The sequence below is a fragment of the Clostridium boliviensis genome, from assembly GCF_033342255.1.
Lineage (GTDB): Bacteria > Bacillota > Clostridia > Lachnospirales > Lachnospiraceae > Lacrimispora > Lacrimispora boliviensis.
Window position 1 is genome coordinate 113070 of sequence record NZ_JAWONS010000109.1, and the last position, 24325, is coordinate 137394.

23 protein-coding genes are annotated in these 24325 nt (G+C 42.8%); 18 read left to right on the plus strand and 5 right to left on the minus strand.

Going from position 1 to position 24325, the window contains the following annotated elements; translation table 11 throughout:
• Positions 1–20 precede the first annotated feature (20 nt).
• A complete protein-coding gene (locus tag RZO55_RS07050) occupies positions 21–1766 on the minus strand; it encodes a methyl-accepting chemotaxis protein (protein ID WP_318063573.1) in 1746 nt (581 codons plus the stop codon).
• A gap of 222 nt (positions 1767–1988) precedes the next feature.
• Here RZO55_RS07050 and aspS point away from each other — a divergent pair, with 222 nt between their 5' ends.
• A complete protein-coding gene (aspS, locus tag RZO55_RS07055) occupies positions 1989–3068 on the plus strand; it encodes an aspartate--tRNA(Asn) ligase (RefSeq protein ID WP_336624277.1) in 1080 nt (359 codons plus the stop codon).
• Positions 3069–3137: 69 nt separating this feature from the next.
• Here the strand turns inward: aspS and RZO55_RS07060 are convergent, their stop codons facing one another.
• Together RZO55_RS07060 and RZO55_RS07065 are read right to left on the minus strand one after the other, a co-directional pair.
• Positions 3138–3719 carry a class I SAM-dependent methyltransferase gene (locus RZO55_RS07060; RefSeq protein ID WP_318063575.1) on the minus strand — a complete coding sequence of 194 codons (582 nt, stop codon included), beginning with the start codon at positions 3717–3719 and terminating at the stop codon, positions 3138–3140.
• An 18-nt stretch (positions 3720–3737) separates the two neighbouring features.
• A complete protein-coding gene (locus RZO55_RS07065; RefSeq protein ID WP_318063576.1) occupies positions 3738–5546 on the minus strand; it encodes an aminotransferase class I/II-fold pyridoxal phosphate-dependent enzyme in 1809 nt (602 codons plus the stop codon).
• A 207-nt stretch (positions 5547–5753) separates the two neighbouring features.
• Here RZO55_RS07065 and RZO55_RS07070 point away from each other — a divergent pair, with 207 nt between their 5' ends.
• The 15 genes from RZO55_RS07070 to RZO55_RS07140 all read left to right on the plus strand — a co-directional run bounded on the left by RZO55_RS07070 (position 5754) and on the right by RZO55_RS07140 (position 20577).
• Positions 5754–6161, plus strand: coding sequence for a Fur family transcriptional regulator (locus RZO55_RS07070; RefSeq protein ID WP_318063577.1), 408 nt, complete (start codon positions 5754–5756; stop codon positions 6159–6161).
• Positions 6162–6184: 23 nt separating this feature from the next.
• Complete coding sequence (locus RZO55_RS07075) at positions 6185–6496, plus strand: AraC family transcriptional regulator (RefSeq protein WP_318063578.1); 312 nt, start codon at positions 6185–6187, stop codon at positions 6494–6496.
• 54 nt (positions 6497–6550) lie between these two features.
• Positions 6551–7504, plus strand: a complete 954-nt coding sequence (locus tag RZO55_RS07080; protein ID WP_318063579.1) for a metal ABC transporter substrate-binding protein — start codon at positions 6551–6553, stop codon at positions 7502–7504.
• Between the two features lie 19 nt (positions 7505–7523).
• The gene (locus RZO55_RS07085; RefSeq protein WP_318063580.1) at positions 7524–8231 is read left to right on the plus strand and encodes a metal ABC transporter ATP-binding protein; all 708 of its coding nucleotides are present in this window, start codon (positions 7524–7526) and stop codon (positions 8229–8231) included.
• The gene (locus RZO55_RS07090; protein ID WP_318063581.1) at positions 8218–9024 is read left to right on the plus strand and encodes a metal ABC transporter permease; all 807 of its coding nucleotides are present in this window, start codon (positions 8218–8220) and stop codon (positions 9022–9024) included. Before RZO55_RS07085 ends, RZO55_RS07090 begins: the two co-directional genes overlap by 14 nt.
• A 22-nt stretch (positions 9025–9046) precedes the next feature.
• Complete coding sequence (locus RZO55_RS07095; RefSeq protein WP_318063582.1) at positions 9047–10009, plus strand: CobW family GTP-binding protein; 963 nt, start codon at positions 9047–9049, stop codon at positions 10007–10009.
• Positions 10010–10012: 3 nt separating this feature from the next.
• A complete protein-coding gene (locus RZO55_RS07100; protein ID WP_318063583.1) occupies positions 10013–11560 on the plus strand; it encodes a permease in 1548 nt (515 codons plus the stop codon).
• Complete coding sequence (locus RZO55_RS07105) at positions 11557–12462, plus strand: TIGR03943 family putative permease subunit (protein ID WP_318063584.1); 906 nt, start codon at positions 11557–11559, stop codon at positions 12460–12462. The genes RZO55_RS07100 and RZO55_RS07105 overlap by 4 nt, the downstream gene beginning before the upstream one ends.
• Positions 12463–12697: 235 nt before the next feature.
• A complete protein-coding gene (locus tag RZO55_RS07110; protein ID WP_318063585.1) occupies positions 12698–13666 on the plus strand; it encodes an ABC transporter substrate-binding protein in 969 nt (322 codons plus the stop codon).
• 19 nt (positions 13667–13685) lie between these two features.
• The gene (locus RZO55_RS07115; RefSeq protein ID WP_318063586.1) at positions 13686–14699 is read left to right on the plus strand and encodes a FecCD family ABC transporter permease; all 1014 of its coding nucleotides are present in this window, start codon (positions 13686–13688) and stop codon (positions 14697–14699) included.
• Entirely contained in the window at positions 14696–15721 is a 1026-nt protein-coding gene (locus RZO55_RS07120; protein ID WP_318063587.1) for a FecCD family ABC transporter permease, read from the plus strand. The genes RZO55_RS07115 and RZO55_RS07120 overlap by 4 nt, the downstream gene beginning before the upstream one ends.
• Positions 15722–15734: 13 nt before the next feature.
• Positions 15735–16535, plus strand: a complete 801-nt coding sequence (locus RZO55_RS07125) for an ABC transporter ATP-binding protein (protein ID WP_318063588.1) — start codon at positions 15735–15737, stop codon at positions 16533–16535.
• A gap of 193 nt (positions 16536–16728) precedes the next feature.
• Complete coding sequence (locus RZO55_RS07130; RefSeq protein ID WP_318063589.1) at positions 16729–17883, plus strand: MFS transporter; 1155 nt, start codon at positions 16729–16731, stop codon at positions 17881–17883.
• A 429-nt stretch (positions 17884–18312) separates the two neighbouring features.
• Positions 18313–19845 carry an ABC-F family ATP-binding cassette domain-containing protein gene (locus tag RZO55_RS07135; RefSeq protein ID WP_318063590.1) on the plus strand — a complete coding sequence of 511 codons (1533 nt, stop codon included), beginning with the start codon at positions 18313–18315 and terminating at the stop codon, positions 19843–19845.
• 159 nt (positions 19846–20004) lie between these two features.
• On the plus strand, positions 20005–20577 hold the full coding sequence (locus tag RZO55_RS07140; RefSeq protein WP_318063591.1) for a nitroreductase family protein: 573 nt from the start codon (positions 20005–20007) through the stop codon (positions 20575–20577).
• 185 nt (positions 20578–20762) lie between these two features.
• Here the strand turns inward: RZO55_RS07140 and RZO55_RS07145 are convergent, their stop codons facing one another.
• On the minus strand, positions 20763–21830 hold the full coding sequence (locus RZO55_RS07145) for a HAMP domain-containing sensor histidine kinase (RefSeq protein WP_318063592.1): 1068 nt from the start codon (positions 21828–21830) through the stop codon (positions 20763–20765).
• Positions 21827–22501, minus strand: a complete 675-nt coding sequence (locus tag RZO55_RS07150; RefSeq protein WP_318063593.1) for a response regulator transcription factor — start codon at positions 22499–22501, stop codon at positions 21827–21829. Before RZO55_RS07150 ends, RZO55_RS07145 begins: the two co-directional genes overlap by 4 nt.
• Before the next feature lie 165 nt (positions 22502–22666).
• Here RZO55_RS07150 and RZO55_RS07155 point away from each other — a divergent pair, with 165 nt between their 5' ends.
• Together RZO55_RS07155 and RZO55_RS07160 are read left to right on the plus strand one after the other, a co-directional pair.
• Entirely contained in the window at positions 22667–23605 is a 939-nt protein-coding gene (locus RZO55_RS07155; protein WP_318063594.1) for an ABC transporter ATP-binding protein, read from the plus strand.
• A gap of 2 nt (positions 23606–23607) precedes the next feature.
• Positions 23608–24318, plus strand: coding sequence for an ABC transporter permease (locus RZO55_RS07160; protein ID WP_318063595.1), 711 nt, complete (start codon positions 23608–23610; stop codon positions 24316–24318).
• The last annotated feature ends 7 nt before the right edge of the window (positions 24319–24325 follow it).

The following is a 24325-nucleotide window of genomic DNA, read 5'->3' on the forward strand; positions in this document are numbered from 1 at the left end:
TTCCCTGCTTTTTATGTAAATTAATATTTTTCAGATCTGTTCATGACTGCCGGAACTGATGTGTCCCACGGATCATAAGTGGAAGCTGACTGATCACCTTTTAGTTTAAACTTACCGACTGCCTGCTGAAGAGTCACAGACTGTGCTGCCAGCTCTTCACTGGAGGCAGAACTTTCTTCTGCAGTTGCTGCGTTGGTCTGGACAACGGATGATACCTGGGAAAGTCCCTGGTTAATCTCTTCAATTGCAGTTACCTGCTGTGAAGAAGCATTCTCGATTTCCTGAATGGCCTGTTCAACCAGCTTGGATTTTTCAGATACTTCACGGAGAATTCTTGCAGCTTCTCCTGCCATATGTCCGCCTTCTGATACGGCTTCTACTGAGTGCATAATAAGGGTCGCGGTCTCTTGTGCAGCCTCTGCAGATTTAGTTGCCAGATTTCTGACTTCATCAGCAACTACAGCAAATCCCTTTCCTGCATTTCCTGCACGGGCAGCTTCGATTGCAGCATTTAATGCAAGAATGTTTGTCTGGAATGCGATGTCTTCAATTACTTTTGTAATATTGGATATTTTCTCAGAAGCAGTGCTGATGCGTTCCATGGCACCATTTAAGTTCTTCATGTGATTATTGCTTTCTTCCACGCCTTCACCGGTCTGGTGTACATAACCGGCTGCAAGACGTACATTGGTTGCATTCTGGTCTGCCTGAGTGGCTACAGTGGCAATTGATGCATTCAGTTCTTCTACAGTGGCAGCCTGTTCGGTGGAACCGGAAGCCAGGGCCTGAGCTGCTGAGGATACCTGCTCAGCACCTGTATTGACCTGTTCGGCAGCTGTACTGATAAGAAGAAGGGTTTTATTTAAATCGTTTTCAATCTTGCGGAGTGCAAGTCCAAGGATATCGTCTTTGGAACGAAGTGGCACTTCCTGGGTGAAATCACCATTACTGATCTTCTCAGCAGCTAATACCTGCTTGCGGATTCCGTCCAGCATTTCATTAAAGGCAATTGCAAGCTGTCCGGTCTCGTCCTTGGAATTGATTTCATTTAAATCAACATCCACGTGTCCAAGTGCTATCTTCTTAGCTGCTTCAACCACCTGGCTGATAGGCGTGCTGATCATACGGGATATTTTCAGACTTAAATAAATGGCAGCGGCGGTTCCTGCTGAAACAAAAATAATGAGAACTACGGTGAGAATGCCGGCAGTCATATCATTACTGTGGCTGGTCTCCTGAGCAGACTGTAAACGGTTGTCAATCAACTTATCAAAGTCTTCAAATATCTTGTTGATACTATTCTCCTGATTGGTTAATATGGCCAGTGCTTCCTTGGTATTCCCCTGTTTTGTTTCAGCAATTGATTTTTCTATTGCGGGTGCATAGGTCTCGGTGAAAACCTGTTTTATTTCGTCCATAATCATAATCGTATTTTGGCTTTCCATAGTAGTCCTATAAAGATCCAGGTTTTTTAGTAACGTATCCTTGTGTAACGTATAATTCTGTTCCAGTACTTCCAGTTCCTTAGCATTTCCGGCATAAGCGATTATTCCGAGGGAATCAGAACGTATCTGATTAAGGCTGTTGGTAGCGGCAATCAGTTCACGAAAAGGAGCTGTACGGTTTTCATATAAATATGTATCCAGATTGTTGATTTTGATCATTCCAAAAATTCCAACAATGCCCACCAAAAGTATGATCGCAATCATACTGATGAAAGCTGTAAGCAGCTTCCTTGTAATGCTGAAGTCTTTAAATTTCTTCATGCTGAATTCCTCCTGAGTTTATCTCGTGGTAAGTGACTTAATTAGTGAAAAAAGAGTTTCGCAGTTTAACTAAAACTGTGTCAAATACCACAAAAACCTCATTTTTACTGGGAAAACCATAGTGAATGACGGGGATTATGACGGCTATTCTCATGGTAAACTTATAATTTTCTTTAATAATAGGATCATTGTTTTAATTATCTGCCTTGCAGGCATACTGGTATTAAAGTACGGTCTAAAACAGGTTTTGAGCTGCAGCTGTTAGATATGGAAGTCTTGTCAAAACCGGATCAGCAGATTCCCATTGTTATTAATAACAAACGGGTGGATACTTCCCAGGAAAATCTCCTGAATTACAGACCGGTGACGTTGCGTAATGAAAGAGAACGGGCCATATTTTTATTACAGGAGGGAATTACCCTGGGGATCCGTGAGTTTCTGAAGCAAGAGAATTTTACAGAGATCCATTCTCCGAAAATTGTTCATACAGGTGCCGAAGGAGGAGCCAATATCTTCCGTTTTGATTATTTTGGTAAGGAGGCATATCTGGCTCAAAGTCCTCAGTTTTATAAGCAGATGATGGTGGGAGTCTATGAACGGGTTTTTGAGATTGCACCAGTATTTCGTGCTGAAAAGCATGATACTTCCAGACACTTAAATGAATATATAAGTGTAGATTTTGAAATGGGATATATCAGGAGCTTTGAAGATATAATGGAAATGGAGACAAGGATGCTTCGTCATGTGATGGAGGTGCTGGAATCCTGTTATGAAGAGGAACGGGAGATTTTAAATGTAAACCTGCCGTATATAGAGAGAATTCCTGCAATTAAATTCATGGAGGCAAAGGAACTGATTTCTAAGAAATTTAACAGACCAATTACGGACTTTGATGATTTTGAGCCGGAAGAAGAGAAATTTCTTTCTCAATTAATGAAAGAAGAAACTGGAAGTGACTTTGTATTTGTCACTCATTACCCCAGCAGGAAAAGGCCTTTTTATGCCATGGACAGCAAAGAGAACCCAGAAGAAACGGATAGCTTTGACTTGCTGTTTAAAGGTCTTGAAATAACCACCGGAGGTCAGCGGATACATTCTTATGAGAAACAGTTAAATAAACTGAAAAGCAGGGGAATGAATCCGGATTTATTTGAAAGCTATCTGATGATGCACCGATACGGCATGCCACCTCATGGAGGTCTGGGTCTGGGTCTGGAACGTTTTACAAGCAGATTGCTTGACCAGGAGAATGTGCGCCATTCTTCACTGTTTCCAAGGGATTTAAACAGAGTAACACCCTAAGAAAGTACAAAAACACAGTTACACAGAACCTGCCATTCCGACAGGCCCTGTGTAACTGTTTCTTCTATATTATAGCGTGTAACGGTAAATCGCATTAAAACGGTCATTTCTGTAGGGATCATAAAAACCATCACTGATTTCCCAGCCCTCAAATTCATCCTTTGTGAAAAGAAGATGTTCTTTGCGGTGGGAACGAATTGGCAGTTCCCCGATGAGAACACTTTTTCTGGCGACACGGAGCAGCTCGCTGGTGGCTTTCTTTGCATATTCCTTATTATCAAAGTAGAGATAAACTCCATAGCAGATTACCTTGTCAAAGGAATGATCTTTAAATGGCAGATCTGCAGCTTCTCCGGTCAATACGGAATTGTTAAGGATCTCGATATGCTTTTTGACCAGTGTGTGGGAATAATCCATACCTGTATAGTCGCAGTCTAAGTATTGAGCAAGGGCACCTGCACCGCAGCCTACTTCCAGCACTTTGTCACCTTTTTGAATATCCAGGCGTTTTGTAATCTGACGGGCTACCTCTTTCATATCAACCTGAGTTGCCTCATAGCCGTCAAATGCAAGTAAGTCATTTCCTTCAGCCTTTCCTTTTCTAACCCAGATCTGTTTCCATGTTTCGTTTGCTGTTTCCTGTGCATTCATTCTCATTACCTCCTGATATTAACGTAATATATGTTTTAGTGCGTCGCATAGACGCCGGTTATCCTCTTTGGATCTCACTGCGATTCGTATGCATTCTCTGCCTTCCATTCCAGGTTTGTGAGAGAGATCCTTTACAAGAATGTTGTAACGGTTTAAAAGCAGCTCCGCAATCTGCTGGGCAGAACAGCCGTCTTTTACTTCGCAGAGTATAAAATTTGCCTGGGAAGGGTAAAGGGTCAGCTGTCGGATCGAGCTTAACATGCCATACATCTCAGCTCTGGTTTCACGAAACTGTCTTAAAGCACTGCAATAATCTCCCTGATACTTTTCAAATATCTGAAGAAAATATTCTGCAAGTGAGTTAATGTTCCAGATGGGAAGCTCACTGCGTACAAGACCGATGATGTCCGGATCAGCACAGGCCATGATTCCAAGCCGTAATCCTGGTACACCATAGGATTTAGAGATGCTTTTAATCAGCACCAGATTCCGGTTGGCATTTAACAGCTCTGGCGTCATAAAGGACGGCGATTCTTCCTGGTCTGAAAAATCCAGAAACGATTCATCCAGTATCAGCAGAGCGTTTTTCTCTTTGCAGAACCCGATAAGCTGCAGTACATCTTCTTTTTTTATGTAATTTCCGGTTGGATTATCCGGATTTACCAAAACTAGGGCATCAATGTCCTCGCCGCTATAAAAATCCATAACATCCTGAGCATTATAAGAAAAATCTCTGGAAGAAATGGTAAAAGGGATTGCCTGGTCTGTACAGTTTTCGTATTCCGAAAAGGAAGGGCGAAGGACACCTACCGGCTTGTTAAAGCTTCGAAGAAGGGGTTTGATCAGCTCTGTAGCTCCATTTCCTGTCAATACCTGGTTTTTATCCAGTCCCAGGGATTTTGCTGCAAGGAGATTGTTAATATCCAGCCCCGAAGGATAGCTGGTGGTAAGAATTTCGAAACTGGCTTTGATTTCTCCCATGAGACGGTTGTTGGGAAAATAGGGGTTCACCAGATAGCAGAAATCTAACAGTCCCGGATAGCGCCAGTATCCCCCGTACCGCTCAGAAAGGCGTTTTAGTCTGCTCTGGGAGTCTGTAAAAATGGATTCAGCAATATCTAAGTCCTGTTCGTCATCGATTTCATACCAGAATCCATTTTCCAGACGGGAGGCTTTTAAATCGTGATCATCCAGAAGGGATATAACCTTCAGCACCTGTTCATAGTAGGCATTATTTCCTAACGCCTTACTGTATGCCTCTAAGAAAGGAACATAATGGGTGGAAGAAAAGCTCTGGCTGAATTTGTATATATTAACCGTTTTATAGTAAGAATGGATGTCTTCAAACCGAAAGTCTTTTCTCGTTAAAAACTTCATAATATTATCCTGCTGGTCTATGAGTACAACCGTACCATCCATCCAGCTTTCAAAGGGGGCAGTAAGAGCCAGATTGGGACGGGAATCCGTTATAATCTGGGTCAGAACCTCCTGCTCAAATATTAAGTCGGATTCCAGGAGCAGAGTGTCGTCTTTCAGGAGATAATCCTTGGCTAAATAAAGGGAATAGATATTATTGGTGGTTTCAAAAACCGGATTATCGATAAATACAACGGGAGTAGTAAGGGAAAGGGATTCTACAAAGGACTTAAGCAGTTCTCCCTTGTGACCGGTTACAAGAATGATTTTCTCCAGCTGATATTGATCCAGCTGCTTTAACATTCGTTCAATTAATGGAATTTTGTTGACGGGCACCATACATTTGGGTTGATGCTCGGTTAACTGTTTCAGTCGCCGTCCCATGCCGGCAGCCAGGATGATTGCTTGCATAACCTCCTCCTTCTTGTTCAAAAAGTAAAATATTTCTAAATTTATGAACATAATACCAGTTTAAAAACCTGTTGTCAAGAGCCAGATGAGGGAAATGAAGAATTTTATCATAAGAAACAGAGAACTATTTTCATATTCATCTTGACATTTCAAGAGAGAGTGCTATAATATGAAAATGATTTCTGATTTCGAAAATAGGGGATGAATATGGCAGAACGTGGAAGATACCGGACCAGGCAGCAGGAGATGATTGTCAGCTGCTTAAAAAAACAAAAAGATATATTTTGTACAGTGGAAGAATTTATGGATAGTCTTCGCAGGGATGGAATTCAGGTGGGGCAGACTACGGTTTACCGTGCTTTGGAGCGCCTGTGTGAGGATGGTGTGGTTGTGAAAATACCGTCTGTTGATGGATCAAAGGCTCAGTTTCGGTATATTGGTGACGAAATTAACAGGAATGTAGGAAAGCTTGTCTGCTTAAAATGCGGCTCCATGATTCCTTTAGAATGCTCCAGGCTGGATGAATTTTACCGCCACATCCATGATGATCATGGATTTAAGCTGGACCAGAAGCATATGGTGCTTTACGGCTATTGCAGCGGGTGTCAGCAGTAAACGGACTAAAAGGAAGGTTTATCATGAAAGGCAGATTTAATTTCAGACAATGGGCAGCACTTATGACAGCAGTGATTCTCACTGTGGTCTTTTTTTCCTCATCGTTTTTTGTATTCACCCACCTCTCTCATGAGTGTACAGGCAGTCACTGCAGAGTTTGTCAGGAGATTGAGGTTTGTATTTCGGCAATCAGCGTAATTTCTGAGGCGATTGGAACTGCTGCTGCAGTCTTCATATCCTTTCAGATTACAAATTATAGAATTGTACCCTATATTGCAGGACTTTTTTTACGTCCGGTTTCTCTGGTGGATTTAAAGGTCCGTATGGATAATTGAATTCGGAAAACATATGGCACTGACGAATAAAGAGAGAACCGGAGGATTTTAATCATGAATAAAAAAAATATAATGAAAGCAGTTTTTTTTACAGCTGCAGTTTCTGCAGCACTGTTATCAGGCTGCGGACAAAAAAATGAAGCACAGGACAGCGGGAAACTGACTGCAATGGCAAGCTTTTATCCGATGTATGATTTTGCCGTAAAAATAGGCGGCGATAAAGTAGATGTTACCAATATGGTACCGGCAGGAACAGAGCCTCATGACTGGGAACCAGCGACGAAAGATATCACAAATCTGGAGAAAGCCGATGTATTTGTATACAGCGGAGCCGGAATGGAGCATTGGGCAGAGGCTGTGTTAAAAACTCTTAAAAATAAGAATCTGACTGTTGCAGAGGCATCTTCGGGAATCACTTTGATGAAGGGGCACGAACATGAGGAGGGTGAAAGCCAGGAAGCTGAAAGTGAGGAACATGAGCACGGAGAGTTTGATCCTCATGTATGGCTGAGCCCGGTTAATGCGAAGAAAGAGATGGAAAATATTAAGGATGCTTTTGTAAAGGCAGATCCTGAGAATGAAGCATACTACCAGGCTAATTATGAAACCTATGCCGGTAAATTTGATGAGCTGGACAAGAAATTTAAAGACACCTTGTCTCCGCTGCCAAACAAGTCGGTGGTAGTTGCACATGAGGCATTCGGATATCTTTGCGATGCTTATGGACTGACTCAGATGGGCATTGAGGGACTGACACCGGATTCAGAGCCGGATCCTGCAAGAATGGCCGAAGTCATAGACTTTGTAAAGGAAAACAAGGTGAAAACCATATTCTTTGAAGATCTGGTCAGCCCGAAAGTGGCGGAGACCATAGCAAAAGAAACCGGCGCAAAAACAGAGGTTTTAAATCCTTTAGAAGGACTGACTGACGAACAGTTAAAAAATGGGGACGATTATTTTTCTGTTATGGAGAAGAATCTCACCGTATTAAAGGAAGCGCTGGAATAAAAAGGACAGGAGTAAACATGTGAACGCGATTGAAATGAAAGGATTGACATTTTCCTATGGAGGAACACAGGTTTTAAACGGAGTAGATTTAACCGTTCCCCAAGGCGGGTTTGCAGCACTCACCGGTGATAATGGAGCAGGTAAGAGTACGCTGATCCGGATACTTTTGGGAGAACTGTCTTTAACCGGAGAGGAAGGAAGCTTTAAGCTGCTGGGAAAGGACATCCGTCAGTTTTGTGACTGGAAGGAAGTGGGCTATGTTCCCCAGAACGGAATGGATACCTACAAGGACTTTCCGGCCTCCGTTGAGGAGATCATTCAGGCAAATTTATACAGCCAGATCGGGCTGTTTCGTTTCGCAGGAAAAAAAGAGAAGGAAAAAGTGACGGAAGCTCTTTGCGAGGTGGGAATGGAATCATACAGAAAGCGCCTGATCGGAAAGCTTTCAGGCGGACAGCAGCAGCGGGTTTTGCTGGCGAAAGCCCTGGTTAACAGGCCCCGGCTTCTGATTCTTGACGAGCCGACCACCGGTGTGGATGAAAAGAATACGGAAGAGTTCTACCGCCTGATAAAGAATTTCAATCGCGATGATCATATGACTGTTTTTATGGTAACACATGACCGGAAACGGCTGGCTGGACTGGCGGATACCATCTTCCGCCTGGAGAACGGCGTGATGAGACAAATAACAACTCAGGGGGAGGCTGACTGTGATGGAGATCTTTAATTATGCTTTTATGCAGAAAGCCTTTGTAGTTGGAATTTTACTGGCAATGGTGATTCCCTGTATTGGTGTCGTGATTGTATTAAAAAGGCTTTCCATGATCGGGGATGCACTGTCCCATACCTCCCTTGCTGGAGTGGCATTTGGGCTTATAATGGGAATCAACCCTGTGGCCGGAGCAGTGGCTGCCTGTATTATGGCAGCCCTTGGAATTGAGGCAATACGAAGAAAATTACCCCGTTATTCGGAAATGTCCATTGCGATTATAATGTCTGCAGGAATAGGTCTGGCAGGCGTGCTTTCCGGTTTTGTGAGGAATTCTGCCAATTTTAACAGCTTTTTGTTTGGCAGTATTGTAGCAATCAGCGATATGGAGATGTTTCTGGTTATTGGAGTGTCCTTAACGGTCCTTCTGCTGTTTTTACTCCTTTATAAAGAGCTGTTTTATATCGCTCTTGATGAGAGGAGTGCCAGACTTGCCGGAGTTCCGGTGAAAATAGTGAATTTTATATTTACCGTGTTAACAGCGGTTACAGTCTCTATTGCGGCCAGAACCGTAGGAGCGTTAATTGTTTCTTCCATGATGGTAATTCCCACAGCCTGTTCCATGCAGTTTTCAAAAAATTACAGGCAGACGGTTCTTTATGCCATTGGTTTTGATGTGATATTTATGATAATCGGTCTTTTTGCCGCATATTATCTGGGGTTAAAACCGGGAGGAACCATTGTTTTAGTGGGGGTCGTTTTTCTTCTGCTTATATTTATTGGAAAGAAGCTGCTCGGAGTGAAAGGCTAGGTCACGATAAGGAGTAGATAAGATGATAGATTTGTATATCATATCCGGCTTTCTGGGGGCAGGTAAGACCACATTGATTCAGACGATGGTCCCCGCTGTTTTTCAGAACCGGAAGGTTGTAGTAATTGAAAATGATTTCGGTGATGCCGGAATCGATGCGGAGCTTTTAAAGAGTGACAGTTTAACTGTGACCAGCTTAAATTCAGGGTGCATCTGCTGCAGTCTGACCGGAGATTTTAACAGTGCCATGGGACAGATTGCAGAAGAATACGAGCCTGATGTGATTTTGGTGGAGCCGTCCGGCGCCGGACGGCTGTCGGATATTATTAAAGCGTGCATGAATCGGAAGGACATTGTGAATATCTGCCGCTGCATCACTGTGGTGGATGTGATGAATTTCGATAAATACAGGGAAAATTTCGGAGAAGTGTTTATCAACCAGATTCAGTTCGGTGATTTAATTCTTTTAAGCCATATAAGCGAAAGCGCAGGAGAGACAGAAGACATCATGGGTAAAATCAGGAAACTGAATCCCGAAGCCAGAATTGAAGCGGATTTCTGGGACAGCATTCCTGCAGAGATATTTCGTGAGGGAAAAAGGGTAACTTTGGCGGAGACCTTACAGGAAGAACTAAAAAAGCCTGCCGCTTTGAACCGGAAGATCCGTTTCGGCGGAAAGGGAGAATCTGCTGTGCGTCCCCTGTTTCATTTTGCCAGAGAGATCTTTTCATCCGTTACCTTTGAGTGTGATGAGTTTCTGACGGAGGCCGCACTGAAGGCGAAAATCAACAGGGTAACCTTGCAGGCAGACGGAATGATTCTCAGAGGAAAAGGGATTGTGAAAGGTCCTGAGGGAAGTATTTCTTTTCATTACATACCCGGTATGCTTAAGATTCAAAATTGCAGGGGAGATGGAAACAGTGTGTGTTTCATAGGAACAGGAATAAAGCAGCAGCAGATTATAACATTGTTTAAAGGAGAATAACGCATGGTGGTTCCTGCATGGGTAATTACGGGATTTCTTGATTCCGGAAAGACAACGCTGATAAACCGGTTAATCCAGGAAGAGCTTTCTGAACAGGAAGTCCTTGTGATTCAATTTGAACGGGGCGACACACCCCTTGCAGAAGGGGAAGGCGTGCGCTCCCTTTATTATTCTAAAGCAGAAATAGAAGAGTCACCGTTTTTTGTGGCTGATTCGATTTGCGAAGAGATTCTGGCTGATCCGGCCGATTTAATCTTGATTGAGTGGAATGGAATGGAGCATTTTCACAAATTTGAGGAGATGTTTCTCCAGTTTCACATGAAGCCGGCAATGAATGTGGAAAAGGTTGTTTATGTGGGAGAAGAAAAGGAACTGAAGCACCGGATCACAGACTCCGGACTGATTTCCATGTCCCAGATCTCAGCCAGTGATATGGCATATTTAAGAACAGAGGATGAGAAAAAGGCGGAGCAGAGTGCCCAGGCGCTTTTTCGTATCAATCCCGATATCCGTGTATTTACAGAAGGGAAATGGGACCGTATTAAGAAATATATGTTCCGGTATAAAGTGAAATCCCAGATGCTGCTGCTTTTGGCTGCAGCTGTCGCAATTAGTTATCTGGTTGCAAATTCCTTTTTAGGATCATTTGTCACGTTGTTTCTGGGTGTGTTTTTACAGGCGGTGCCCTTTCTTGTTATCGGAGTGCTGCTTTCCTCCGCCATACAGGTTTATGTGCCTGCAGACTGGATCAGGAGTAAGTTCCCAAAGAATGTTGTCCTTGGGCAGTTTTTTGCCATTGCGGCCGGATTTTGTCTTCCGGTTTGCGACTGCGCTTCCGTACCGGTGTTTAAAGGTCTGGTAAAAAAGGGAGTCCCGCTGTCTGCAGCAGTTACCTTTATGCTGGTTTCCCCGGTAATTAATCCGGTGGTGATTTTATCTACCTGGTATGCCTTTAATGGAAACATTAAGATCATTGCAGCCAGATGCGGTCTGGGGATTTTATGCGCAGTTTTGACTGGTCTTACTTATCTTGTATCCCCATCCTCCAAGATTCTGTTAGCGGATCCGTCCATACAGGGGGGAGAAACGTACGGAGATTATGAGATCCCTGCGTCAGATGAGACGAAAGCTTCCCGTTTTTTTCTCATGATGCGTCACGCCCAGAATGAATTTTTCACAGTTGGTAAATATCTGCTTACTGGTATTTTTGTATCCACTGTATTGCAGGAAGTCTGGCCGGGGATGACGCGGTCTGGAGCTGGAATTCCAATTCTGGGTTCGGTGGCATTTATGATGGCAATGGCATTTATCCTGTCTTTGTGTTCCTCATCCGATGCGGTGGTGGCAAGAACCATGGCAGGTGTTTTCCCCACAGGGGCGCTGATGGGGTTTCTGGTGTTCGGTCCCATGATTGATTTGAAAAATGGAGCAATGCTTCTTGGCGGATTTGAGAAAAAGTTTATTGTCCGTCTTTTTGTTACAACATTCCTGATTTGCTTTGGTGTAGTGGGTATGTTTGCATTGCTTGGAAGCGGAGGGATCCGGATATGAAGCTGAAAGGAAAAGGAATCAATGTTCAGGCACTGACTGAGTCTGCCTGTTATCTGATTTTTGGAATTCTGGTTTTCCGGCTGACTGTTACAGGCGGCTATCTCTCCTATGTGACGCCGAGAATGAAGCCTTATTTATATGGATTGTCCGCACTTATGGTACTGTGGGCAGCCATGGGAGCAGGGAGAATATTTCGCCCCAAATACAAGGGACGGCTGTTTCATTGTCTGGTTCTTGGAATCCCGATTCTGATTTTAACAGTACCGCCAGCCCCTCCTGCAGGAAGTGCGGCGATTAAGAATTATTCCAGTTCCAGTATACCTGGTTTTTCTTCGGAAGGGTCAGGAATCGATTATGGAAGTGCCAGTGAACAGGAAACAGCCGGATACGATTATTATGAAGATGAAACAGAGGAAGAGCAGCCGGATTACAGTGCAGGTTATGATGGGAATGCAGATGACGGGCAGCAGGGGCAGACTCAGCCGGCACAAACCCAGTCACCGGATCTTTTAAAGGGAGCCGAATTAAACGGAATTGATGAGAATGCGAAAACCATCACCATTGCAGATGATGATTATTATGCGTGGATGACAGAGCTTGGAGCTCATGCGGACAAATACCAGGGATATACAGTTACCATGAAGGGTTTTGTTTTTCTGGATCTGGAAAACAGGCAGGAAAATGAATTCGCGCTGGTCCGACTGTCTATGTGGTGCTGTTCTGCTGATATGGCGCCTATGGGGCTGATGGCGTATGATTCAAAAGGATTGAACTTTAAAGAAAATGACTGGGTAACGGTTACCGGAAAGCTGTCAGTAAAAGACGGATATCCTACCATTGATGCAGAAAATATGGTGGCAGCGGAGAAACCGGAACAGGAGTATGTTTATCCTTATTACTGATAGAACCGTATCTGTGTGAGGTACGGGTTAATCAGAAGTTAAAAAAGGAATGTTTCTGTTAGATATAGTTATATATCAGCAAAGACATTTCTTTTTTATTTAATGATATTTTATATCAACTGCACTGTGTTGACATAAGTCATATCAGATGTTAAACTGTACAAGTATATTTATCAGTTAGTTAACACTAACTAATGAAATAAGATATCAATAAGAACAAAAGGAGTGCACAATTTTGAAACTTATAAAACTTTTTACCGGACTTATGGTACTTACTGCCCTTTTATCCGGCTGCGGGTCATATGGAACGAGTGCAAAGAGCACGGCAGCAGAAACTGCAACTGTAGAAAAAACAGGAGAGGCGACTGCCAGAGTAATCGAGCATGCCATGGGAACAACAGAAATTGAGGGAACCCCTCTAAGAGTTGTAACACTGTTTCAGGGAGCAACTGACAGCGCTCTGCTCCTTGGCATAAAGCCTCTTGGTGCAGTAGAATCCTGGGCGGAAAAGCCAGTTTATGAATACTTAAGAGGTGAGATGGATGGGGTGGTGAATTTAGGAATAGAGACTCAGCCGAACTTAGAGGAAATCATCGCGTTAAAGCCGGATTTGATCATTGCTTCCAAGGTCCGTCATGAAAAAATATATTCCCAGCTCACAGAAATTGCACCCACTGTTATGGTGAAAGAGGTCTATCAGTGGAAGGATACGTTAAATATCTGCGCGAAGGCTTTGAACAAGGAAGAAGAGGAAAAAGCGTTTTTAACGAAATGGAACGAAAAAACCTCATATTTCAAAGAAAAGGCAGCAGATCAAATCAAGGATACCAAGGTAGCTGTTATCGATTTCCGTGCGGATCATGCACGTATCGTTTATACAGGCTTCGCTGCTACCGTGCTTGATGACATGGGAATTGAACGCCCGGAAAGCCACAAGAAATCGGAGTGGGGCGTTATGCTGCAATCTGAGGAAGCGATTCCACAGATGGAAGCAGATTTAATCTTTGATCAGACCAACTTGGCTGAGGCTGAAAATGTGGCAAACCGGGATAAATGGATTTCAAATCCACTGTGGTCCAATTTATCAGCAGTAAAAAATAATCGGGTATATCCGGTAAATTCTGTATTCTGGAACAGCGGCGGAGGCCCTCAGGCAGCCATGCATATGCTTGAGGAAGTATATGCATTTTACGGAGTAGAATAAGAGAAAAGGAGATAGGCATATGGCTTGGCTGAGGAAAAAAACACAAAAAATAGCAGTATTAACCGGACTTCTTGCAGGAATGGTGTTCTGCTTTGGGGCCAGTGTATCTCTTGGTACTTATTCCATTTCTCTTCATGAGGTAGTTCAGGCTTTTATTCATTTTGATCCTGGTTTAACGGAGCATATTCTTGTTATACATACAAGGCTTCCAAGAGCGGTCACAGCCATGCTGGTGGGTGGTAGTTTAGGGGTTTCTGGTGCGTTTACTCAGGCGCTGACCAGAAACCCACTGGCTTCCCCCAGTATCCTGGGTATCAATTCAGGCGCTGTTTTTTTTGCTGTGCTGGCTTCTTCCTTTGCAGGGAGTCTGCCGGCGCAAGGCGTTTTATGGGCGGCTTTTGTTGGTGCGGCTCTTTCTGCCGTTTGCGTATACGTACTGGGATCGGTAGGGAGAGACGGACTGACGCCTGTTAAAATCGTTTTGGCAGGATCAGCCATTACTGCACTTTTTTCCTCCTTTACCCAGGGAATTCTGGTTTTAAGCGAATCAGGAATACGCAATACCTTGTCCTGGCTTGCAGGCGGCTTTGCCGGCCGTGATATGAAACAACAGATGATGGTAATTCCCTATATGGCAGCAGGAATGCTTCTGGCTCTGCTGCTTTCGGTTCCTGTCAATATTTTATCTTCAGGGGATGAGGTTGCAAAAGGACTGGGACAGCGTACCGTGCTGGTTAAAATCATGATGGGAGTTTCGATTATATTATTGGCGGGCAGTTCCGTAGCAGCGGCAGGCTCCATCAGCTTTGTGGGACTGGTAATTCCCCATTTGTCAAGAAATCTTATTGGGCAGGATCACAGATGGATTATTCCCTACAGCGCAGTACTTGGAGCGGCTCTTTTGTTATGTGCAGATATTCTGGCCCGGTTTATTGTCATGCCTTCCGAGGCACCGGTAGGAGTAATGACAGCTCTCATTGGCGCACCATTTTTTATTTACATTGCGAGAAAAGGGGGAAAAGGCAGACAATGAGATTATTTTTTAAAACAGTAGTTGCGAAAGGGAGATCAGCCCCTCAAAAAAAGCTTTTGGCTTTAATCATAATACTGAGCGTAGTCTATGTGGTCTGCGTTTGTGCCGGATCTTCGTTTCTTTCACCTGAAACCGTACTTCTTGGGATTTTCGGAAAGTCCGGGAGTCAGGTAAAAATGATTCTGGAAACCATTCGGCTTCCGCGAGCTACAACTGCGCTTCTTGCAGGCGCGGCGCTAGGAGTATCAGGAACGCTGCTTCAGGGAACCATAAGAAATCCTCTTGCAGCACCTAATGTAATTGGTATCACCGGAGGCGGAAGTCTCTTTGCCGTTTTATTTCTCAATTTTTTACCGGACGGAGGAACCATTTTCCTTTCACTGGCAACGTTTTTGGGAGCCCTTGCGGCGGCAGCACTTGTTTATGTGCTGGCATTTAAAAAAGGGGTTACCCCCATAAGGTTGATTCTGGCAGGAATTGGAGTTTCTTCGGTAACAAGTGCCCTTACCACACTGCTGCTTTCCAAAAGTAAAAATGCGGCAGTGGATAAGGCTTATATATGGATGGTTGGCAGTGTGTATGGCGCAGACTGGAAGGATGTACGCCTTCTCCTGACCTGGTTTTCTATTTGCTTTCTTGTTTCTATGGCTTATGCCCGCCATATTGATGTGCAGGGACTGGGAGATCAGGTGTCAGTGGGGCTTGGAGCAGATTTGCAAAGACACAGGGCAGTTATTATTTTACTCAGCGCTGCTTTATCAGGAGGCGCGGCAGCGGTGGTAGGCGCCATTGGATTTATCGGACTTATCGCACCTCATATGGGCCGGCGCCTGGTGGGAGCTGAGCACATCTTTCTGCTGCCTGCCTCGGCACTGATCGGTGCCCTGATCCTGTTGATTTCCGATACGATTGCCAGAACGGTATTTCTGCCAGTTGATGTGCCTGCAGGAGTGTTTACAGCTGCAATAGGAGCCCCATTTTTCATTTATCAGCTTTACCAAAGCCGCAATCAATCCAATTGACAGGAGAAAATACATGAATGAATTATTGACCAATCAATTATCTCTGTCCTACGGAGACCAGCTAATCATAGAACACTTAAATCTTCATATACCAAAAGGAAAAATCACCATACTTGTAGGAAGCAACGGCTGCGGGAAGTCAACGCTGTTAAAATCCCTGTGCCGTTTATTAAGGCCAGGAGAAGGAAATGTGGTTCTGGACGGACAGGATATTTTTAAAATGTCCACAAAGGCTGTGGCGAGAAAACTGGCGGTATTGCCTCAGGGGCCAGCTGCCCCTGAGGGACTGACTGTTTACCAGCTGGTAAGACAGGGGAGATACCCTCATCAGAATTTTATGGGACAATGGTCCAGACACGACGAGGAAATGGTGCGAAAGGCAATGGAAGATACCAATGTGGCAAGTATTGCTGACAGAACCGTGGATTCTCTTTCCGGCGGTCAGCGACAGCGTGCCTGGATTGCAATGACTCTTGCACAGGGAACGGAGTACCTGCTGTTAGATGAACCTACCACATATCTGGATCTTGCCCATCAGATTGAAGTACTGGATCTGCTTTATGAGCTGAATGCCAGAGAGGGACGTACCATTGTCCTGGTTCTTCACGATTTAAATCTTTCCTGCCGCTACGGTCATCATATGGTTGCATTAAGCAATCGCAGGGTATATGCAGAGGGAGCTCCGGAAGTAGTCATGACTGAAGAAACAGTCAGAGAAGTCTTTCATCTGGAGTGTGAGATTTCCACAGATCCTATATTTGGGACACCTTTACTGATTCCTCATGGTAAAGGTAGGAGTATGATTCCGGTCTAATCTGATTGACAGACATTTCCCCCTGCTTTACAATGATCTTAAAATACAAAATTTACCAGCAGATCAGTTAAAATATGGTTTGGATATGGAAGGAGCCGGAAAAACATGCAATTCAGCTTAAATGGTTTTTTGGATTTGCAATTACAAAGGATTTAGACCATGCATTTGGTCATGTGATATAGGGGGATGAAATATGAAGTATGAAAAAGTTGCATTATCTATTGTGCTGGTCTCACTGCCTATCCTTGTTTTCGACGTGATGCTGACTGCTTATACGAAAGAACTTGGGTATACCGTATTTCAATTAAGCATTCTGTATTCTGTTTATTCATTTTCAGAATTGATCATGAGGCTGCTGATTGGAAAGGTTTCCGACCGTTACAGCCGTTACGCGGTACTGTGCTGTGCCCTTTTCCTGTATGGACTGGCTTTTTTTCTATTTGCGCAGGCAAGAAGTCTGGGATACTTACTGGCTGCAAGAATGGTACAGGGAGCAGCAGGAATTCTCTTGACGATTTCTGCAGTCAGCCTGATTACGGCAGAGAAAACCAGCTTTGCACGGGGACTTGGCAGATATAGCGGTAACCGGCAATTTGGAGGTATCTTAGGAATCGGACTGACATATTATGTGTTTTATCGCTCTGATTTTTTAGAAGGATGGAACCGGTTGTTTTTAATCAGTGCAGCTTTTGCTATCGTTTCTCTGGTTTATACACTTGCCCAAAGACCATCTCACACGAAAGATACGTTTTCCCAGTCTGAAAAGATAGTCTACACTGTGCTGGAACAGAAGATATGGATCTTAAATTTTCTTTACTGTATACCGGGGAGGATGGCAGGAGTGCTGATTATTCCGTATATGATGGAGGTATATCATGTTGATATGGCAGCTGTTGCATATGTGTTTATATTGCCGGTAATGCTTTCTGCCTTTCTTAGTCCAAGAATCGGACAAATCGGAGACAGGGTGGGATATAAGACGACCATTCTTTCATTTACGCTGATTGCAGCTGTGCTCGTTGTCCTTCTGGTTTTCAGCCCCAATCTGTGGATATTTGCGATTATCTGGACATTGTATCAGTTAGCCCTTACTGCCCAGGATTATTCCCTGGATGCATTGTTTGTGGAAGGAGTTCCGGAGCGGGTAATGGGGAATTTTTATGGAAAGTATATGTTTGGTACCAGTCTGGGCGGAATCATTGGTCCTTTTATTGGAGGAAGTATGTTTCATCTGGCTGGAGGGAGGGCCCCTTATTTTATTTGTTCTGCTTTCCTGGCTGTGATTACTGTTCTTGTGTGGAGGCTGATACCTGCAAAGGGTAAGTGTGAAAGAGAAATGATTGGTTGACAGAATAAACAGACGGTGATATAGTCAGATAATCAGATATAAGGAGAGCAGATATGAGTATTATTATTAGCGATCAATTGACAAGACGAATGAGCTCTGTACAAATCAACCCGGTGAAACATTGTACAGAGTATGGCGGTTACTGATACGCTTATAGAATTCATCGGGAAACAGTGCAGCAATAAGGACAGCATTACAGGCTGTTTCTTCTTTTGATGTCTGTTTTCCCTGCTTCTTATTGCGGTTAAAGGTCATGGACAATGTTTTATTTGTTCATGGCCTTTTGTTGCGTTTACCAGGCAGAAGGCAGAGGAGATAATATCCTTGTCTTCTGTTTTTTTGTTTGGGAAATCAGCAACAGGGATATTGGGATAGAAAGAGGAAATACGTCTGTATCGAAAGTAGAAATCAGAGAGAAGGAATATAGACATGAGTTTACTGGAAATTACAGGCTTATCCCATTCATTTGGAGATAATCAGTTATTTAATGAAACAGAATTGGTTTTAAATAAAGGAGAACATATTGGGATTACAGGACAAAATGGGACTGGAAAAAGTACTTTGATAAAAATCTGTACAGAAGAGATTATTCCGGATCAGGGCAGAATTGTGTGGCAGCCCGGTCTGAAAATCGGATATCTGGATCAGTATGCCAGTATAGATACTGGTATGACAATGAAAGAATTTTTGAAAACAGCATTTAGAGATCTCTATACTCTGGAGAAAAAGATGAATGAGCTTTATGAATGTGCGGCAAATGGCAGGGAAGGTGCTCTCAGGGAAGCAGCCGGCTGTCAGGAGATACTGGAACACCGTGATTTTTACCGGATCGATTCACAAATTGATCTGGTTTGTCAGGGACTGGGGCTTACGGTCATTGGGTTAGAACACCGGATTGGTGAAATGAGCGGAGGTCAGAGAGCAAAAGTCATGATGGCAAAGCTGCTGATTGAGAAGCCGGATGTGCTGCTGTTAGACGAACCCACCAATTTTTTGGATCACGATCATATTGTCTGGCTACAGGATTATTTATGCGGGATTGAGCAGGCATTCTTAGTTGTTTCTCATGATGAGGGATTTCTTGCCAGAACAACAAACTGGATCTGTGATATCGATCATAAAAAAATAGTAAAATACTTTGGGTCCTACAATGAATTTCTGAAGAAAAAAACACAGTTACGGGAAAATTATACACGGCAATTTTCAGCTCAGCAGAAAGAAATTAAAAAGACGGAAGAATTCATCCGCAAAAATATTGCGGGAAGAAAATCAAAGATGGCAAGAGGAAGGCAAAAGCAGCTTGACCATTTAGAGCGATTGGAGGCTCTGGATCAAAAAGAAATCAGACCTTTTTTCCAGTTTGATCATGGTGGACTGTCATTGACAGGGAAATTAAATGTGTCAGATCTGACTGTGGGGTACAACTTACCGGTTTTGTCCTCGGTGAAATTTTCTATGAAAGAGGGAGAGAAGGTGGTCATAACAGGCTTTAACGGGGCAGGAAAATCAACGCTGTTAAAAACCCTGATGAGTCAGATTCCTGCATTAAACGGAAATTATTGCTTTTCAGCAAAAACGGTTATCGGGTATTATGAACAGGATCAGGTGTGGGAAGATGACAGCCTCACTCCAATGGAGATTGTGTCAGATTATTTTCCGTTGATGGAGAGAAAGGAAGTGAGAAAAAGGCTGGCGCGCAACGGAATATCAAGTAAGCATGCGATGCAGCAGGTTAAAAGCTTAAGCGGAGGAGAGCAGGCAAAAGTAAAGATTTGCATGCTGACTGGAAAACCCTGTAATTTTCTCATCATGGATGAGCCAACCAATCATTTGGATGTGCAGGCAAAGCAGGCATTAAAGGAAGCATTATCTGAATTTTCAGGCACTGTTTTGCTGGTCTCCCATGAAGTATCATTTTACAAAGACTGGGTTGACAGAGTGATTAAGATTGATTCATATTGAAAAACAATTTTGCTAAATATAATTTATTAAAATAATATTGACTTATATGGAATAATGTGGTACTATTTTTATAACAAAATAAATATAACGTATAAATCACATGGGATGAGGGATGATTTCCTTAGTGGTTTCAAATAAATTAAAGGAGGAACAAATATTATGTCATTTATTCAGAGCCTTGAGAAGAGAAGAACCTATTATAATATTAACCGCCAGCTTCCTGTATCGGAAGAGGAAGTTCTGGATATTATCAAAAAAGTAACAGAAGCGACACCGGATGCGTTCAACATGAAGAGTGCCAGAGTTGTGGCTGCACTGGGAGAGAAACAGGATCAGCTTTGGGATAGTGTCTATGATGCATTTGGTGGTCAGGTAGATCGCGGCAAGATAGATTCTTTTAAGAATGGGTATGGAACAATTCTTTATTTTATCGATGAAGATATTGTGAAATCATATCAGGAACAGTTTGCTCTATATGCAGAGAAGTTTCCTGTCTGGACTAATCAGGCAAATGGAATGCTTCAGTCTAATATCTGGACTGCTTTAAGGGAAGTGGGAGTTGGAGCATCACTTCAGCATTATAATCCGGTAATCGATGAAGCGGTTGCCAGATTATTTGATATTCCGGGAAATTGGAAGCTGATTGGAGAGATGCCGTTTGGCGGCATCGGTGCTGAACCAGATGCGAAAGAAAAAGAAGATATTGATAAACGAGTTGTTGTTAAGAAATAATATAGAAAAGCTGTCCGGCACATTTATTGCAGGGCAGCTTTTATTTTTATTGCTTGATTAAGTGAAGTCCTTAACAATTTTTATATATTCATTTGCATGATAATTTAAATATGATCCCTTACGGTAAGCTGCGACAAAATCAACCATTGTGCTAGGCGTGCTAAAGGAGACGGAGCCAGCACAATCTATTCAGCATTTAGGCCTAATGGCAATTCCACAATAAAAACACTGCCTTTCCCAGGCTCACTTTGCACTTCAATTGTTCCTTCACATAGTTCTGTAATTTTCTTAACTAAAGTCAAACCCAATCCATTACCAGGCAATGAGTGGGAAGTGTCTCCCTGAAAGAATTTGTCAAATATATGAAGCAGGATTTCATCATTCATTCCACATCCATTATCTTCAAGCCGAAAGACTGCTAATTGACTGCTCCGGCATAGTCTTGCATTTATTACACCACCAGTATTTGTGTACTTAATTGCATTGTCAAGAAGATTAACCCATATCTGATGGATTAGATTTTTATCACCAAGAATTTCAATTCCATCTTCAAGCCAAATGTCAACATGAAGATTTTTATCGCTCCACTTTGGTTCCAGCATAACAATCGCCAGTCTGATTTGTTCATCCAAACTATAGATCGTTTTTTCACTGATAATCTCTGTACTTTCTATTTTTGAAAGGTTAAGAACGTTTGTGGAGAGATGAACAAGCCGCTCTGATTCCTGCACGATTATATTTAAATATTCCTGCTTTTCTTCGTCATCAGCGTCCCCCGCCTGCAATAGTCTGGCGAATCCACGAATCGAAGTAATGGGTGTTTTGAACTCATGGGAGAAGTTTCTTACAAAGTCGCTGCGCAGGGTTTCGATACCTTTTAACTCCTGTACCATCTTATTGAAGCTCCCGGCTAGCGCATCCAATTCAAAGACAAAGCTGCCGTTTACCATGACCGAAAAATCACCCTGAGATACCTTTTCAGTGGCTTTCATCATGTCTCTGATTGGCTTAACAGAACGCCTGCTTAATAATGTTGCTATTACCACACCCAGAAAAATACTAATGTATATCATTATGGAGATAGCCCGGCTTGGACTTGCACTCCCTCCCAAATCCATGATTCCTAATTTGTACAGCAAATAAGCAATCAGGCCAGCCGATAAAATGGAAAAGAGCATAACACCAAAAACCAGAGCCACCAGGGAAACTGCAAGACTAATTTTTAGGGGCAGTCTTTTTTTTATCTTCTTCATACACGCCTCCCAATTTTATATCCCAGTCCGCGTACAGTAACAATCTCAAAATCGGGGTTGTTTCTAAATTTATCCCGTAATCTGTTTATATGAACATTTAAAGTGTGTTCGTCCGTCTCAGTCTCCAGCCCCCAAAATTCATCCATTAGTTGATTACGCGTAAAAATCACATTGGGATAACTCATGAGTTTAAAAAGAAGCTGAAATTCTTTCTTTGGCAAAGTATGCTGTTCATTTTTCCATGAAACAGTGAGAGAATTGTAATCCGCTGTGGTTTCACCCATGACAACTCTGTGCTCGTTGGCAATTTGTGCCCGTCGCAAAAGCGCCTTTATCCGGAATAGCAACTCTTGTTCGTCAAAGGGTTTTGTCATATAATCATCCGTTCCGGCGAGAAAACCTTTATGCATGTCTTTCGTCTCATGATTGGCTGTTACCATTAGTATTGGAATATTCTCCCCCACATCGCGTAATTGCCCGCAGAATTTATAACCATCCATGCGGGGCATCATTAAATCCAGGACAATCAGATCGAATCGCTGTGTTTCCATCCTTTCAAGTGCCTCAAGGCCATCTTTTGCAGTATATGTGCTATAGCCGCCGTGTTTTAGAACGGCGCATATTAGTTTTTGGGTATTTATATCATCTTCAACAATTAAAATATCAAACACAATAGACCACCTCCATGGTAAGTATTATATACCCGTAAAGTAAACGGAACATCAACTAACTTCTGGGTAAAAATTGATGTTCAGTTGATGTTTTAAAATTATAGTTCATTATAGCGTTAATTTAAATAAAAACGCAAAACGAAATTTACAAAAGGAGTGTATAAAATGGTAAAATCAAGTGGTAACGTCCCCACTGCAATACAGTTAGATCGTCTTACAAAAAAATTTGGAGATTATCATGCCGTTAGTGATCTCTCACTTGAGGTAAACGGCGGCGAAATATTCGGGTTTCTTGGTTTAAACGGAGCAGGCAAATCAACTACAATTAAAATGATGTTGTCACTGCTCAAGCCTTCGTCCGGCAGTATCTATATGCTGGGGAACAAAGTTAACTCAGGAACTTATAAGTTATGGGAGGAGGTTGGATATTTGGAGGATGCTACTTATTATCCAGGACTTACTGTAATAGAAAATTTAGATATTGCCCGCAGGATGCAAATGATATCTGACCGTCAATCCATTACCAGGGTGATACAAAAGCTGGGTTTAGAGGCTCATAAAAATAAGAAAGCGAAAAATCTTTCTCTGGGAAACAAACAACGGTTAGGATTAGCAAAAGCAATGATTCATAATCCCCAAATTTTAATCTTAGATGAACCGATTAATGGCCTTGATCCAGCCGGTGTGGTGGAAATCAGGAAAATGCTAATGGATCTATCAAAGAATTTTGGTGTTACTGTTTTTATATCCAGTCACCAGCTGGAAGAACTCTCAAAACTGGTTGATCGAATTGGAATCATCCATCAAGGTCAGTTAATCCAGGAAATTAATATGGCACATTTGGAGCAGTCTTTGCAAAAACACCTGGTTCTGGCTGGGCGGAATAAAAATGCAATGGAACATATACTCGCAGAACATGGATATAATTTTGAAAAAAGCGCAGATGGACAACTGCTGCTATTGGAAGGTCCTGCAACGGAAAGCCCCGAAAGATTGGCTGAACTGTTGGTTCGTTCTGGACAGCCTCCAACACAACTAAACATTGTTACCGAAGATTTAGAAGGTTATTTTTTGCGTATGATTCAAACTACAAGGAGGATATAAAAATGAAACTATTGTCATTTATACATTGCGAAGCTCTTAAAGTATTGCGTTCAAGTGTTTTTTGGATTGTTGTTGTAGCATTTGCCACCATGCCGGTTATGCTTGGTTTCGTCACATATATCAATGCTGCAGATGCCGGATGGGATCCTTATCTAACAGATTTACTTGGCACCAGCACTGCACTTTTGGTGATTGGATTTTCTTTCACCGCATGCTGGGTTTTTGGACGGGAATATACAGATAAAACGATCAGTGAATTGCTTGTGAAACCGGTATCTAAACTTTATGTGGTACTTTCAAAGTTCATCGTAATTTTTCTTTGGGATTTGTTGCTGGCCTTTTTCATGTTTGCGGTTGTAACCATTATGGGGATTCTGATTGGTCTGAATGGCGGTACATGGCTGCTTATAGTAAATAGCTTTCTTACTTTTATGGCAGCATCACTTCTGACTATGGTAGTTAGTACAATAAGCGCCCTCCTTGCAAATGTCAGCAAAGGATATTTAGCTCCTATTGGACTCGCGTTCCTTATGGTGGTTGTTTCTAATGTCGTTGCACAAGCTGGGCTTGCCGCTTACTTTCCATGGACAATTCCGGCATTAATTATTTCAAATGTTCCTCTTAGCTTCATCAGCATCGCCATACTTGCTATTACTGGAATAATAGGGTTTGCCGGAACAGTTGTGTGGTGGAGGGTTGCCGAACAACTATAGTTTTTTT